Origin of the sequence: Enterococcus viikkiensis (genome assembly GCF_005405345.1) — a bacterium.
GTDB classification, from domain to species: domain Bacteria; phylum Bacillota; class Bacilli; order Lactobacillales; family Enterococcaceae; genus Enterococcus_A; species Enterococcus_A viikkiensis.
The window spans coordinates 23,098-38,412 of sequence record NZ_BJDW01000007.1; the positions used below are offsets into that span (position 1 = coordinate 23,098).

The 15,315-nt window shown below is 40.2% G+C and carries 14 protein-coding genes and 2 pseudogenes; 5 read left to right on the top strand and 11 right to left on the bottom strand.

Annotation, left to right across the window (positions count from 1 at the left end; all coding sequences use genetic code 11):
* Positions 1–543 precede the first annotated feature (543 nt).
* The 4 genes from FFM67_RS05320 to FFM67_RS12500 form a co-directional block, all read right to left on the bottom strand.
* Positions 544–2,139 (bottom strand): ABC transporter, encoded by a 1,596-nt coding sequence (locus FFM67_RS05320; protein WP_137613547.1) that lies wholly within the window; start codon positions 2,137–2,139, stop codon positions 544–546.
* Positions 2,132–2,890 (bottom strand): ABC transporter ATP-binding protein, encoded by a 759-nt coding sequence (locus tag FFM67_RS05325; RefSeq protein WP_137613548.1) that lies wholly within the window; start codon positions 2,888–2,890, stop codon positions 2,132–2,134. Before FFM67_RS05325 ends, FFM67_RS05320 begins: the two co-directional genes overlap by 8 nt.
* Positions 2,891–3,040: 150 nt before the next feature.
* Positions 3,041–3,892 (bottom strand): AraC family transcriptional regulator, encoded by an 852-nt coding sequence (locus FFM67_RS05330; protein ID WP_137613549.1) that lies wholly within the window; start codon positions 3,890–3,892, stop codon positions 3,041–3,043.
* Between the two features lie 286 nt (positions 3,893–4,178).
* Positions 4,179–4,304, bottom strand: coding sequence for a hypothetical protein (locus FFM67_RS12500; RefSeq protein ID WP_281279092.1), 126 nt, complete (start codon positions 4,302–4,304; stop codon positions 4,179–4,181).
* Positions 4,305–4,502: 198 nt separating this feature from the next.
* On the opposite strand from FFM67_RS12500, the gene FFM67_RS05335 reads away from it, so the two are divergent.
* Positions 4,503–5,936, top strand: a complete 1,434-nt coding sequence (locus FFM67_RS05335) for a basic amino acid/polyamine antiporter (protein WP_137613550.1) — start codon at positions 4,503–4,505, stop codon at positions 5,934–5,936.
* 35 nt (positions 5,937–5,971) lie between these two features.
* On the opposite strand, the gene menA (FFM67_RS05340) is transcribed toward FFM67_RS05335, so the two are convergent.
* The 4 genes and pseudogenes from menA (FFM67_RS05340) to pplA form a co-directional block, all read right to left on the bottom strand.
* Entirely contained in the window at positions 5,972–6,958 is a 987-nt protein-coding gene (gene menA, locus FFM67_RS05340) for a 1,4-dihydroxy-2-naphthoate polyprenyltransferase (RefSeq protein WP_174784461.1), read from the bottom strand.
* Positions 6,959–6,999: 41 nt separating this feature from the next.
* Positions 7,000–7,949 (bottom strand): annotated as a pseudogene (menA, locus tag FFM67_RS05345) (1,4-dihydroxy-2-naphthoate polyprenyltransferase).
* Between the two features lies 1 nt (position 7,950).
* Entirely contained in the window at positions 7,951–8,997 is a 1,047-nt protein-coding gene (locus FFM67_RS05350; RefSeq protein WP_371851567.1) for an FAD:protein FMN transferase, read from the bottom strand.
* A gap of 199 nt (positions 8,998–9,196) precedes the next feature.
* Complete coding sequence (gene pplA, locus FFM67_RS05355; RefSeq protein ID WP_137613552.1) at positions 9,197–10,096, bottom strand: extracellular electron transfer flavoprotein PplA; 900 nt, start codon at positions 10,094–10,096, stop codon at positions 9,197–9,199.
* 10 nt (positions 10,097–10,106) lie between these two features.
* Here pplA and FFM67_RS05360 point away from each other — a divergent pair.
* The 4 genes and pseudogenes from FFM67_RS05360 to FFM67_RS05375 form a co-directional block, all read left to right on the top strand.
* Positions 10,107–11,336, top strand: a pseudogene (locus tag FFM67_RS05360) (NADH dehydrogenase FAD-containing subunit); the annotation flags it as partial.
* A gap of 119 nt (positions 11,337–11,455) precedes the next feature.
* Positions 11,456–11,872, top strand: coding sequence for a NusG domain II-containing protein (locus FFM67_RS05365; protein ID WP_137613553.1), 417 nt, complete (start codon positions 11,456–11,458; stop codon positions 11,870–11,872).
* A gap of 11 nt (positions 11,873–11,883) precedes the next feature.
* The gene (locus FFM67_RS05370; protein WP_137613554.1) at positions 11,884–12,450 is read left to right on the top strand and encodes a Gx transporter family protein; all 567 of its coding nucleotides are present in this window, start codon (positions 11,884–11,886) and stop codon (positions 12,448–12,450) included.
* Positions 12,447–13,433, top strand: a complete 987-nt coding sequence (locus FFM67_RS05375; protein ID WP_137613555.1) for a polyprenyl synthetase family protein — start codon at positions 12,447–12,449, stop codon at positions 13,431–13,433. The genes FFM67_RS05370 and FFM67_RS05375 overlap by 4 nt, the downstream gene beginning before the upstream one ends.
* 44 nt (positions 13,434–13,477) lie before the next feature.
* On the opposite strand, the gene FFM67_RS05380 is transcribed toward FFM67_RS05375, so the two are convergent.
* From FFM67_RS05380 to FFM67_RS05390, 3 genes are all read right to left on the bottom strand, one after another.
* On the bottom strand, positions 13,478–14,014 hold the full coding sequence (locus FFM67_RS05380; protein ID WP_137613556.1) for a GNAT family N-acetyltransferase: 537 nt from the start codon (positions 14,012–14,014) through the stop codon (positions 13,478–13,480).
* A 64-nt stretch (positions 14,015–14,078) separates the two neighbouring features.
* The gene (locus FFM67_RS05385) at positions 14,079–14,432 is read right to left on the bottom strand and encodes a DUF1634 domain-containing protein (protein ID WP_137613557.1); all 354 of its coding nucleotides are present in this window, start codon (positions 14,430–14,432) and stop codon (positions 14,079–14,081) included.
* Positions 14,432–15,280, bottom strand: a complete 849-nt coding sequence (locus tag FFM67_RS05390) for a sulfite exporter TauE/SafE family protein (RefSeq protein ID WP_137613558.1) — start codon at positions 15,278–15,280, stop codon at positions 14,432–14,434. Before FFM67_RS05390 ends, FFM67_RS05385 begins: the two co-directional genes overlap by 1 nt.
* Positions 15,281–15,315 lie beyond the last annotated feature (35 nt).

A 15,315-nucleotide genomic window follows, 5' to 3' on the forward strand; every position in this document is an offset into this window, starting at 1 on the left:
ATTCCCAAAGTTAACTTTACAATGAAAAAAGACAAAGCGCAAGAAGGCAAAGTTCATGAAAAATTCAAAACAACGTAAACGCTTCTTGGGGGCACATAGCCAAAAAAGCTCCCCTACAAAATGATAAAATAACAAAAAAACAAGTTATTTAAATAAATATTTTTTATTTGTTTTTTTATCTTTTTTTCAACAATTGATTAAATACGGTTATATCAATGAAACGATAAGTTGAAAACAAGCTGAAACCGATACCATTATAACCATTGGCTTTTATTTCAAATTAAAAAAAGACAAGAAAAACAGCTAGTTTCTTGTTTTAAACCCCTGCTAAAATTAAAAACAATTGATCAAAACATGTTTTATTACTAAAAAGATAATAAATCAATTTGAAACATTTTAACAAATTGCCATTTAAAACACACTTTCTAATAATCAAATAGTTCAGTTGAATCTAATGTTTACAATCAGCCAAATTTTCTCAATCAGCCTCCTAAAACAGAACAAAAAAAGAAACTCCTGTTAGGAATTTCTTTTTAAATAGTATCAATAGCCTAGTTTTTTCCAAAAATTATTATAATTGATCCACAACCAAGCCCCAGACAGAATAGCTAACCACAGCATCACGCCGCCGTTTAGCAAAATGGGATTTAATCCCATTAAGACCCCAACGGCATACAGAGCGATTAAAATCGCCCCGATTAAGAAAGTTCCAAACAGCCATAACATCAAGCCATAGTTGCCTACACCGCGAGTGAAAAGTTGACTGACATTCGTCCAAGTCACATTTAACAGGCGATAGTCGCGAGTGAAAAAATATAGCGACATGAGGTATGTTCCCCACAGCGTTCCGATAACGAAAGTAACTAGCAAGAAGAGTGGCAAATGAATAACCAGACCAATTATTATGCCTATGCCGCCAGCAAGAGCCATTTGAATCTTGCACCCTACCCAAAATTTTTGACGCAAATATTTTCTTATGGATAAAGGCAGTGATTGAATAAAGAAGAAATTCTCACGATCCAGTGAAATTAAATTACTGACAAACGATGTTTGATTCAACATGATACAAGCGAAAACAAGTCCACTAACAAAGAACACTCCGCCAAATCTCAAAGATAGTGTTCGTAGATCTACTGGATTAGTCGTTACGATCGTCGCTAGCATAATGATCGGCATAATCAAGGATGAGGTCAAAACTTGCATGATCAAATTAGGGTTTTTCAACAATTGAACATTGTACCTACCTAATTGCTTTTTCAACGATTGATTCTCTTTCCGTTTGCGTTTTGTTGCGACGGTACGAGAGCCCTCATCACTGAATTGCTCGTATAAGCTTGGTACCACGAAATTCCGCAATGCCAATAGCAACAGAGCCGTTACCAGTAATAAAACGATGAGTGGCAAAAGCCCCTCCACCGAAAACAACCCATGCATGACATGGTAAAAAGGAAGAAAAATAGCGAACGGATGACGATCGACTAGGGTAGCTGAATGATCGACGGAATTTTGCGAAAAATTGATCGCCAACACGCCTCCAACGGAAACGACCATTGAAAAGCCTAGCATCAAACTAGTAAATAATTTTTTATGCTGACGAAACAACTTAGTTTTCGTCATGCCAAAAACAATCAAACTACAAAAACTAAACAGCAAAATAAAAAAGATCAAAAATAGCAAAATCGCTGCAATCACTGCGATTGGGATAAATTGACCGCTTCTGAAGGCAGTCAAAAAGAATAGAATCAACAAAGGCAATAAAAAAGGAACAATGGTCATACCCACCGCCAAAAACTTAGCGATAAAGACTTCGCCTTGTTTAATCGGCAATGCTAAATAATCTTGCAGGTCTTTGCTTTCAAAGAAGACATTGAAGATCGCCGATAAAGATTGGGAGAACCCAATCAATGCAAACAGTGCCATATAATAGGTAAAGAACCCCGGCAGCTGCGAAAAATCAATCATCACCATCGTCGCACCATAGACAAAAAGAAAAATTAAACCAGACAGTACATATTGTTGCAAAATACTGCGAATCACTTTTTTGCCTTTGCGGCCTTTTTTCCGAATTTGATTGGTCGCAGAAGGATTGATATACAGCATATTCACTGCGATCAGATGCTTAATGATTCCACTATTCATGGGCATCCCCCTCGATTTCTGCGACTAAATCTTCATCCGCCTTACGCCCAGCCATTTTCAAATAAACACTTTCTAAAGATTCATTAGGGTAATCCTGCAATAGATTTTCCACTGACCCGTTATAAATCAACTCACCCTGCTTCAAGATTGCCAACTCATCGCAAAGCTGTTGGGCCGTGTCTAAAACATGGGTTGAAAAAATGACGGTCTTCCCTTTTTCAGCATGCCCTTTAATCATCTGCTTCAAATCAAAAGCTGCTTGGGGATCTAATCCTTGTAAGGGTTCATCCAAAATCCAAATATCTGGGTCCGGCAGCAACGCTCCGATAAGAATCGTTTTTTGCCGCATCCCGTGAGAAAAACTTTCTAACGTCTCGTCTTCATGCCCCGCCAAATCAAATAAATTGATCAACTCCAATCGCCGGCGCTCTTCGCCCTTTAACTCATAGGCAGCTTCGATCAAATCCCAATATTCATTGGCAGTTAATTGTAAAAACATATCCGGCGAATCCGGCACATACGCGATTTTCCGTTTAATCGCCAAACGATCTTCTTTCAAATTCTTTCCATCAAATAAAATCTCCCCTTCTGTAGGTTCGATGATACTGACCAGACTTTTGATCGTTGTTGATTTTCCCGCACCATTGTGACCCAAAAAACCAAAAATTTCGCCTTCTTTGATCGTTAAATTCAAATTATCCAACGCTTTTTTCTCACCATAACTTTTTGTCACCTGTTTTAATTCGATCATGCCTCTCACACCCCGCTTCTCCTGTACTTACTTCAATACTATACGAGAAAAAGCCCAGGCTGACAAGGAGCGCCAATGTTCTTTAGCCTAGTTGACGTTCAAGATGCAAACTAAAAAAGTTGTCTAGATTATCCAGACAACTTTTCATGTTTATTTGACCCGTACTGGGAACCAGATTTGAAAATGAGCATTTTCTGGATTTGCGTCTAAATACAGTTCAATATCCGGTAGTTCCGCATACTCAAATCCGGAGGTTGGCAGCCATTCCGTAAAGATCTGTGTCTGCATTTCCTGAATCGCTCCCGGCATCGGGCCGTTGCCAGAAAAGATGGCCCATTTCGCTGCTGGAACTTCGTAGTGTTTGAACCCTACAGGGACTTGGTCACTGGCTACACCAATGACGTATTCCCAATTCTCTTGAATTTTTGAGGTCATCATGCTGATTCCCATGACACCAGGGTTTCTTTGATCCATGATCGGAAATAATTTTTGTAATTCCCCGCTAGCGCTGACTTTGCTCCAAAATTCCGGAATCATTTTTTTATATTTTTCCATATCTTGATCCAATTCAATCCCCACACCCGTTACGTTGAACGCTTCTTTTTCGACTAATTGATATTCCATTGCATGCACTCCCTTTACAGTAATTTTGAAGGTCAACATAGGATAGCTAGTTAGTTTTACGCCAGCCTGCTTTGCTTGTTGTGGTGTAATCCTGTGAATTTCTTTAAACACCCGATTAAAAGAAGTCGGTGAATCGTACCCATATTTCAGGGCGACATCAATCACTTTTTCTCCCTTTTGCAAATCCACCCCTGCCAAACTCATTCGACGGCGGCGAATATAACTTGCAAAAGTCACTCCGGCAATATACGAAAACATTCGCTGATAATGATAGCTTGAACATTGAGCCAATTGTGCGGCCTGCTCTAGCTCGATTACTCCGGCTAAATTCTCTTCCACATAAGCAATACTGTCGTTAAAATGATCCAACCAATCCATTCATCTTCCTCCTATCACTACTCTAGCTAAGTTTCTCAGTAAAAACCTCTCAAAACGTGCCCCTTATTGCGAGCAAACATGTCATCTGTAAAAGCATACCTATAAAAAGTGGGGCAATGCAAGTAATATAGCAAAAGCATTGAAATATTCTATATAAAAAAAGTTATTTTTACAGCCAATATCCCTTCACAATTAGCTCAATACTGTTAAAACCAGTTATTTAATTGGTCTACTCAAGATCTTTTTTTTCAAAAAGAAAAAGACACTCACAAAGGAGTATCTCTTCTTAGAATAATTTTCCAGTTCTAATGGCATAAATAGTTAAGGAAATTAGAATGAACAACGCCAACATTTCTAATAGAAAGTCGGTGGTCTTTACTTCGTTTTTCGAAGCGTTCTTCTCTCGTTTCATTGCTCTATTTGGCCCTCCTTATTTCAACAAAATAAGGATAACAAAGCATTGGTATAGGCAAGTAAAAAAGACTGTTGAATTTAATTAGAATCTGGTGGCAAACCTTTCATTCAATACCGTGTTAGTTTCATCCCTTCATAATGGCTATTTTTGAATAAATATGCTTGAATAAAAGAAGTGTTTTTTAGGAGGAAAATTATGGAACAAAATCAAATGTCTAGCAACCATACCAAAGAAGTGAGTTTGCTGGGCTTAAGTATGATTGTTATTGGATCGATGTTAGGCGGCGGCGTATTCAATCTGCCCAGCAGCATCTCACAATCCGCTGGCGTTATTGCTTCCCTATTTGCATGGTTCATCACGGGTGTCGGTGTCTTCTTTATCGCAAAGGTCTTTCAAACACTTTCAAATGAAGAGCCAGAAATCATCGGCGGAATTTATTATTATGCAAAGGATGGTTTCGGCGACTACATCGGGTTTAACTCTGCTTGGGGCTACTGGCTCAGTAACATTATCGGCAATGTTTCCTTTGTGATTCTATTTTTAGATGCCTTGAGTAAATTCGTTCCTGCTATCGGCGGTTCTGGTGGACAAATCGGACTCTTTTTAGGAACGTTTATGATTTGGGGCGTAGTTTTTCTAGTGGCTCGTGGGATTCGCACTGCCAGTATTTTAAACACGGTGGCGACTGCTGCCAAAGTCGTCCCGATTGTTTTAGCGATTTTGCTATTATTCATTCATTTTAAGTATCATATTTTTTCAATGGATGTTTTTGCCAAAAATGTACTTAACAGTGGAAAACATCTTGGTAGTGTTCCAACCCAAATTCGCCACGCAATGTTGCAAACAATGTGGGTTTTTGTTGGAATCGAAGGCGCAGTTGTTTTATCTGGTCGGGCAAAACGAGCAAAGGATGTTGGTCGGGCGACCTTGATCGGTTATTCTACGACGCTAGCCATTTATGTTCTGATCGTTATGTTAAGCTTTGGTACATTGCCGCAAGAACAGTTAGCGGCTTTGCCAAGCCCTTCTCTTAGCGGTGTACTCCGTGCTTCGACAGGCATTTGGGCTGCTCGTATGATTGATATCGGAGTCATCATCTCCGTCTTAGGCGCATGGATTTCTTGGACAATTTTAGCGGCGGAAATTTCTTTTGACGCGGCACAAGACAAAATGTTCCCGGCTTTCTTAGGGAAAGCCAATAAACAAAATGCACCGATTAATGCCTTGATCTTAAACGGCGTGATTATGCAAATCGTCTTTTTAATTTCTCGTTGGGCAATGGATGCGTTTCAAGCGGTGACTGATACGGCGACTACGATGGTCCTCATTCCTTATCTTTTATCGGCTGCCTTTTTATGGAAAGTGGCCAAGAAGAAGCAACACGCCGGTCAAAAATGGTTGGCTCTGGGAGGAATTATTTATGGCATCTATATGTTGTATTCTTCTGGTGGGTTGAATTTACTTTATTGTGTCGGCATTTATGCTTTAGGCTTTGTTTTTTGGCTGTGGAACAGTCATACTTACAAACGGCCTGTTTTTGCGACAAAGCGGGATAAAGGCTTATTTATAGGAGTCACTCTTTTGGGCATCCTAAGTTTGATCGTACTAGTCATACAGCTACACAATTAAAAAAGGTTGGTGAGTAAAAAACTCACCAACCTTTTTTATACTTTTTGCAAAATCAATATCGCTAACAGTCCCAACGCATAAAAGCTATTAAACACAATTAGGTTTTCCACCGCCATTGGAAACGTTTTGCTTTTGATTTGTTCTTTCGTAAAAATTTTTGTTTGTTTATGAACCTTAATCAGACTGATAAATGCCACTAAAATCGGCCAGTGATAAATGCCCGCGAGCCAGCCAATCAAAATAACTAGATACGGTGCATACGCCAGTAAATTAAACAAACGTAGGCTCCACTGACGTCCAATATAAAATGGCAACGTATAGCGATGATTCTCAATGTCTTGTGTCAAATCACTGATATTGTTTGCCAGCATGATATTGGCAATGGTCATCACCAACGGTAAAGCCGCCCACACCAAGGCCAAAATAATTATCGGGTTTCCGGTTAGCGCAAAATGTTTGAAATTCAGCTCCATATAAAAAAGCCGTTGATCATACGTATTAATATAAGTAGTGATGGCAAAGATTCCTAAGCCCTCTGTCACACCACTGAAAATTTCTCCCAAAGGCATCCGCGATAAAGGAATCGGACCGTACGTGTAAAAGACTCCAACAAAGCAACAAGCTAACCCCATTACTAGCAATAGCCAGCCCGTCTGGATCGCTAACGTAAAACCCACGATCGCTGCAAAACCTACCAAGCCCAAAATTAGTCGTTGGATCGTTTTCACTGACAAATTTTCGCGTCCAATAACGTTCTCTTCGTATTTGTATTTTTCTGAATGAGCTTTTAAAAAATCCATATAATTATTGATTGCGGTAATTGCTAAATCAAATGCCAACAATCCGAAAAAGAAAAAAATCGTTTTTCCTGGATGGAATGAATGAAAATAGGTATTCGTAAATAAAACGGCAATCACAAAGGGAAAGATACCCGCCATTTTTGTGCGAATCTGAACAAGCTCAAAGAAATGCTCTTTTGTCATTCGATTGAATTCAGGCTTCAAATTCTTACTATTTTCCATGTGTAACTCCTCTTCTTAATCCTTTACTTTTTTTGGTCGCCTTAACCCAGTACTTGCCAAAGCAACGTCAGCAACAGCCCTAACCCATAGCAGCTATTGAACGCGACGAGATTTTTAATAGACATCGCAAAAGTCTGACTTTTGATCTGCTTTTCCGTAAAAACTTTAGTCTGTGGATAAACTTTTAAAAGACTGACGAATGTCACTACGATTGGCCATTGATAAATACCTGCGATCCAGCCGACAATAATCGTTAGATAAGAACCATACATTAATACATTAAACAAAATCACACCATTTTACGTCCAAGATAAAAAGGTAACGTGTACCGATGATTTTCAATGTCTTGTTCTAAATCAGAAAGATTATTGGCCAACATAATATTCGCAATCGTAGCAATCAACGGTAACGATGCCCAAATAACAGCTAAGGCAGCGGTAGTACTACCAGTTAACGCAAAGTGCTGCAAGTCCAACTCTAAGAAAAAGGCCTTTTGATCGACGGTGTTCAAATAAATCGTTATCGCAAAGATTCCTAAGCCCATCGTTACGCCACTAAATAATTCTCCTAGTGGCATCCGTGATAGCGGAATCGGTCCGTAAGTGTAAAAGACCCCGATGAAACAACAAGCACACCCCATCACCAATAAAAGCCAACCGGTTTGGATCGCCAGCGTAATGCCGACGATCGCTGCAAATCCAATTAAGGCGAAAATAATCGCCACGACGGTTTTCTCCGATAACTGATCTTTTCCAATCACGTTTTCTTGGTACTTATACGTTTCAGAGTGGGCTTTGCGAAAATCCATATAATTATTGATTGCTGTCGTCGCCATATCGAACGCAACCATTCCCAAGAAGAAAAAGAGCGTTTTTCCTAAGTGAAAGGAATGAAAATACGTATTGGTGAACAATACCGCAATCAGAAATGGAAACAAGCTCGCTAATTTCGTACGGATCTCTACTAAGTCAAAAAAACTTTTTAAAGTCATTTTATTTCAAATCCTTTTCATTTCCCATAGTATAGCCAGCTTCTGGATTGATCTTGAACCCATCCTTGATCCCAGCTGTGACGTAAATTTTATCATCCTTTGTAACAAAGATTGCTTCTGTATCCTTTAGTGTATCCACATAAGCGATTCCCTTTTTGACACCCATGGAAAAGACTGCCGTAGATAAGCCATCGCCATCAATGGATTTTTTAGAGATGATCGTAACACCTGCAATGTCGTTATCAAAGGGATACCCTGTTTTCGGATTAAATAAGTGATGGTAAGTTTTCCCGTCAACTTCTAGGTAGCGCTCATAGATACCCGACGTTACCAAAGATTTATTGCTTTCCGGAACACTTCCTAAAACAACATTTCTTGCTTGGTTCGGGTCTTGGATCCCGACTGTCCAGTCTTCTTTTTGGTCATTTCGCGGACTGTGACCTAACACATATACATTCCCGCCAAGGTCAACGATGGCAGTCGTTACCTCATTTTCCTTTAGTACCTTAATCACTTCATCAGTAATATAGCCTTTCGCAATCGCGCCAAGATCCAATTTCATGCCTTTTTCTTTCAAGTAGACCGTTTTATCCTCATTATTGAATTCAACATCATGATAATTGACTAGCTTCAACGCCTGATCGATTTCATTTTGAGCTGGCTTGCGAGCATCTGGGAAGCCAATTCGCCACATAGAAGTGATTGGACCAATCGCCATATCAAAGCCGCCTTGAGAATCTTTACTATATTTGTAAGCTTCCTTCAATAAATAATACATATCGTCGGTCACTTTTACCGGTTTTTCACCTGCCGCTGCATTAATGGCATCAATTTCTGAGCCCTTTTGATTCACCGTGATTTTATCCGCCAATTCCTTCACTCGATCAAAGGCCGGTTTTAAAGCTTCCTTTTTACCATCATCGTAAATTCTGATTTGGACATATGTACCCATTAAAAATTGTTTATCTTCATATGGTTTCTCATTTATTTTTGGTTTACTGCTGCCGCAAGCGGTCAGAAGAATCATTAATACTCCTAAAAATACCATTGCTAGTCGTTTCTTCACACAAATACTCCCTTTGTATATTGTAAAATTTTTTCACCTTATCATAGCTCTTTCGAGGCGATTTTCATAGCTTTTTTTGCTTACCTCTAATTAATAATCAAGAAAATAAGTGCTTGAAAAGTATTAAAAAAAGAGCTGGGAGATCCCAGCTCTTTTTCAGATTCCCTAAGGAGATTAAAAATTATTTTTTAGTAACAATGTTGTCTACTTGGATTGTGTTTGTATTGCCTTTTTCAGCAGCGTTTACTAATTGAGCTGCATACGTTTGGAAAGCGTGTGAAGAATGAGTTGCACCAGTGACAACTTCAACATCAGCAGGAGCGCCTTTTTCAACTAAACCTTTGTTTAATTGTTCGATGTATTCTTTTGGTCCAACACCGCTTTTAGCTTTCATGTTCTTTTCGTAGTCAGCGTCATCTTTTTTAGATTTGCCGTCTTTGTCAACCATGTCAAAGTTTGATTCAGTGATTTTTCCACCAGCAACAGTCATGCTGAAGATTGTACGGTAGCCATTAGAGTAGTTCTTTTCTTCTAATTTGTAAGTGCCGTCTTTCATTGCAGCGCCATTGTCGATTTCGATTGTTTTTGTGTCGCCAGCTTGAGCTGCTTGAACTAATTGTTGAGAGTAGTTCTTGAAGTTTTCGCTAGAGTGAGTCGCACCAGTAACAGCTTCAACTGCATCTGGGTTTTGTGTATCTTCTAATGATTTATTTAAAGCTGGAATGTATTCTTTAGGACCAGTCTTTGTTTTTTCTTTCATGCTCTTTTCGTATTCAGCATCTTTTTGTTTTGATTTGCCGTCTTCGTTTAGGTAGTCATAGTTTGATTTTGTGATTTTGCCATCTTTAACAGTCATGTCAAAAACAACGCGGTAACCATGATCATAGTTCTTTTCTTCTAATTTATAGCTGCCATCTTTTAGATCGCCGCCAGCTTCTTTTTCTGCTGGTTTGACTGCTTCTGAAGAACTTGTTGATGAGCTTGAAGCTGCTTCTTTATCGTTGCTTCCCCCGCAGGCTGCTAAAGCTAGTGTCGAAAATGCCACTACCGCAAACCCTGATACCATTTTTTTCATTTTCATGAATAAACTCCACATTGTCTTAAAAGACGGCTCAAAAGTTCCAACCAATACCTTGATTTGGACTGCTGGTGTCAAAGGAACGTCTGATGCAGCAGACTTTGGACTTGAAGCGGCTCGTGGACAACGTTTGTACGCGAACGAATATATGCAAGCTAAAGGCTATGAAGACAAAGACATCTACATCGTTGGTGACTTGGTTCACTACGAAGAAAATGGTGATGGGCGTCCAACACCACAGATCGTTCAAGCTGCAGAACAAACAGCTCATACAGCAGCAGCGAATATCGTTGCCAAAGTTAAAAACACTGAAAAGCACGAATTCAAAAGTAATTACCAAGGATTCATGGTCTCCATCGGTTCAAAATGGGGCGTTGCCAACTTAATGGACAAAGTTCACATGGCTGGTTTTATGGCGATTGTGATGAAACATATCGTTAACTTGAAATATTTCTTTGATATGCGTTCTGGCTACTACATGTTCCAATACATGATGCACGAATTTTTCCATATTAAAAATGATCGCAATGTGACTCGTGGGCATTCTTCACGTTACGGTAATGTATTGTGGAGTGTTCCATTACGTGTCTTCTATGGTTCAATGTGGTTAATTGAATCCTCTAAAAAAGTCGTTGGTAATGGTCATTACTTGAACCCTACTTCTTGGTTTGGCGATGGCTCTTGGTTTACTGACAAAGTCGTCTTTCCATTTCCTTGGTTGCAAGAACAAGTAACTACTGGCGCCTCTGCAGCTGGTGCTCATGCGGCTGAAGCAACAACAGCGGCAACAGGTGCTGCTGGCGGTGCGACAGATGCTGCCGCTGCAACAGCGACTCAAGCAACGCACTTTGGTTTCAGCTATGCCTTTGGTGAAAACCCAATGCCTGTCTTTGAAAAAATGCCGCATTGGTTCTCAAAAATCATGGAAGTCATGATGCCGAATCAAGACGTGGCGTTGTTCATGCAAAAATTCATGACCTTCGTTGAAATCGGGATCGCATTAGCCTTAATCTTTGGGTTATTCACTTGGTTAGCGAGTGCCGCAACGATTGGTTTAACCATCGTCTTCTGTCTATCTGGCATGTTCTATTGGGTCAACATTTGGTTCATCTTTGTTGCCTTCGCATTAATGAACGGCTCTGGTCGTGCATTAGGTCTTGACCGTTGGGTGATTCCTTGGATTCAACGGACTGTCGGCAAATGGTGGTATGGAACACCTCGTTCAATCTACGGCAAAAAATAGAGTTAACAATTGAATTATTTATGAAAGAAAGTTCTAAAGGGCTTATTTCCCTCTTTAGGACTTTCTTTATGTTATGATTGGGACGATTCATTGTATGAAAAAATAAAGGGGTGTGACTCTTGAAGCTGAAGTATTTTGTAAAAATTAGTTTGCTACGACCTTGGGACGGAATCATTGTTTTACTGTTGATCTTGCTTTCTTTTGCCCCCATCGTCGTCTTCAGTATCAATCGTGTGAATGAGGCCCCCACGCAACAAGCGGTTCTTTCCGTTGATGGAAAAGAAATTAAAAGCTTCGATCTCAACGATGACAAGCAATCCTATACTTATCGCTACACCGATCCAGACGGTGATTATAATTTGATCGAGATCAAAGGATCTAAGATTCGGATCAAAGAAGCGAATTGCGGTGATCAGATTTGTGTTCGCCGAGGCTGGATTGATCAGTCTGGAGAAACGATTGTCTGTCTGCCTCACAAATTATTAATTGAAGTAAAAGCCTCAGATGGAGGTGAAACCGGCAGTGTCATTTATTAGCTGTCTGTATCATGCATAAGACTCAAAAATTGATCTACATAGCGCTTTTAGTTGCTCAAGGTGTCATTTTAGGTTTAGTTGAAAATATGATCCCTTCTCCTTTTGCTTTCGCTCCTGGTGCGAAGCTTGGTTTAGCCAATCTAATCACGATTATCGCGATTTTTACAATGCCTAAGAGAGACAGCTTTCGGCTAGTTTGGATGCGCCTGATCTTGACAACTTTATTAGGTGGTACGATCTCGACCTTTTTATATAGTATGAGCGGCTCCATGCTAAGCTATTTCGGCATGTTGCTGGTCAAAAGTCTCGGCCCTAAACGTGTCAGCATCATCGGCATCAGTGCCGCCGGCGGCTTTCTCCATAACGTCGGACAATTACTAGTCGCAAGTTGGATTGCCCAATCCTGGACAGTCATGCTCTATCTTCCCATCATGTCCTTATTTGGAATTCTCGCTGGGATCACGATTGGAATCTCGGGCAATTACTTACTCGTTCATGTGCAAGCTTTAAAAAAATTCCAGTTAAACTATGAGCTGGAAAAAAAGAATAAAAAAAGATTCGGAGGCTATCAAAAATGATCCTTCATCCAATGTGGCAAGACTATCCAGAACTTGCAAAACAACTGACGACGACGCTTTATTTAATGGAAGATGTCGTTAAGTTAAAAAATAAAAAAGTCGAACACGCTGTGCTAGAAATGATCCACGCCGGCGGCAAATTATTACGTCCTGCTTATCAATTACTCTTTGCCGAATTTGGTCCCGAGCAGGATCAAAAAAAAGCCACCTCACTAGCCGCAGCCATTGAAATGCTCCACACCGCTACTTTGATTCACGATGACATCGTCGATGATTCAACCTTGCGGCGGGGATTGCCAACGATTCGCTCGACTTTCGGAAATGATACGGCTGTTTATGCAGGAGATTACTTATTTATTTGCTGTTTCAAATTATTATCCGATTACGCTACCTCATTACGGAGCCTACAACTAAACTCCCGCAGTATGGAAAAAATTTTAGACGGCGAATTAGGTCAAATGGATGATCGCTATCGAACAGATCAAACCATTGAAGATTACTTAGAAAATATTTCCGGCAAGACAGCTGAATTATTTTCTTTAAGCTGTTTTGCTGGTGCTTTCGAAAGCGGCAGTAGTGAACGCTTTGCTAAAAAAGCTGGTGAGATTGGCCGTAATATCGGCATCGCCTTCCAAATCATGGACGATCTGTTAGACTATCAAGCGGATAGCACTACTTTAGGCAAACCAGTGTTAGAAGACGTCCGTCAAGGCGTCTATTCCCTACCTTTAATCTATGCCCTAAAAAAAGACAAAGCACAATTACTGCCTTATTTAGAAAAGAAAGAACACATGTCTGATGCCGACACAGTAGCGGTTCAACAACTCGTGATCGAATTAGGCGGTGCTAGCTTTACTCAAGACTTGGCAGCCGACTATACAAAAAAAGCGCTAAAAGACATTCGAAAACTACCCACGAATGAACATGGTACGAAAGAAAAATTAGAACGATTAACGAGTCAGATTTTAACGAGAAGAAGTTAACAAAAAGCCAGTCAGTGATGAAAACTCACTGACTGGCTTTTTTTTTATAATTCAGAAAAAGGAATAAACGTCGGCAATGCACCTTCCGTCTTTCGTAAAAATTTCTGTAACCAAAGAACATCATGCCATGCTTCAAACTTGTAACCAATTTTTGGAAAGAGGGCCGCCGATTGATACCCTAACCTCTCATGAAATTTTAGACTGCCGTGATTTCCACCGGTAATACAGGCGGTCAAAATCGCTACATTTTGTTTCTCCAATACCGCTTCCAATGCTTGGTAGAGACGTTTACCGGCTCCGATCCCTTGCTTCTGACGGTCTACATAAACACTAACCTCTACCGCCCAATCATAAGCGGCCCGCTCTTTGTACGCATGGGCATACGCGTAGCCGATGATTTCTCCCTGATTCTCAGCTACTAAATACGGATACGTTGTGATTGTTTCAGCGATCCGATCAGCAAAGGTCGCTTCACTAGGAACTTCGTAGTCGAATGTAATGGTTGTCTCAGTCACATAGGGTGCATAAATTTTGCGTAACGCAGCTGCGTCCGCAGGCGTCGCTGTACGAATAGTAATCATTGCAACACTCCTTTACTTATTTAAAATTAACACGGAAACTCGCGAAAAAAACTTCTCTTTGAAACTATTTTTCCACCAGTCCCAAACTCATCCCGATCACCAAAATCACTAAAACAATCACCGTTATCCAAACGTATAGATAATCTTTTTCTTTGGCAAAAGCAAAAATAGAAATCACTACTCGTAAAACAGGAGTAAGAATTAAACAAAATAATCCTAACATAATAAAGGCTTCTCCATTTAATTGCAGCAACCCATGAATGATCGCAGGTAAATTGTTGGGAACCGCCTGTGTACTTGGCTGGATGAACAATAAAAGCATTCCAATAACGATGATTACGGCCGAAACAATGACACCAATCCGCAAGATATAGCCAATTGAGCGCTCAATCGCCAAAATTTCTTCTTTGTCCTCCATTAATTCATCACCCCGAATCCCCGCAATACCATTTGAATGCCCATAATCAATAGAATCGGAATAAAGATCATACGAATTACCACTGGTTTCAATCGCTGCATGATGCGCGAGCCCATCGTGGCTCCGCCTAAAACTCCTAAAGCTAAAGGTGCCGCAATCTGTGGTAAAATCGCCCCGTTGAAAAAGTAGACCATAGCAGAGGCCGCGGCAGTCACACCCATCATTAAATTACTTGTCGCACTAGATGGTTTTAACGGCATTTTCATGATAGTATCCATCGCCGTCACCTTGAAGACCCCACTCCCGATTCCTAAAAGCCCTGAAGCAATCCCGGCACCAAACATCATAGCAAAACCTCCCGGAACCTTTTCAACTTGATAATCAATTTGTTGGTCCAGCACCTTATCATAATATGAACCATTCAGCTTTAATTTTTCTGCCAGTGAATTGCTAGTAGAGGACTGGATCTGTTCGGCTGATTTTCCCCTTAATTTTTGAATCATATTCACCACGGAAAATAATAAAAAACCACCAAATAAAATAAATAGAAATCCCGTTGGTACAATCCCGGAAAGCAGTGCTCCTGCGATTGCACCGATCGTAGTAGCAATCTCCAAAAACATTGCCACCCGTAAATTTAGCATGTCATCCTTTAAATATGCAATCGTCGCTCCTGAACTGGTGGCAATCACACAGACAATACTAGCAGCGATTGCGTATTTGATATCCAAGCCCATAACTAACGTTAAAAATGGTGTTAAAATAATTCCGCCGCCGATTCCTAAAATCGACCCTAAAATGCCGGCCAACACACCCGTCACAAGCAATAATCCTATTTGACTAAGCATCGTTTCCCCACCTTTCCTGTAACTATTATAGCGCA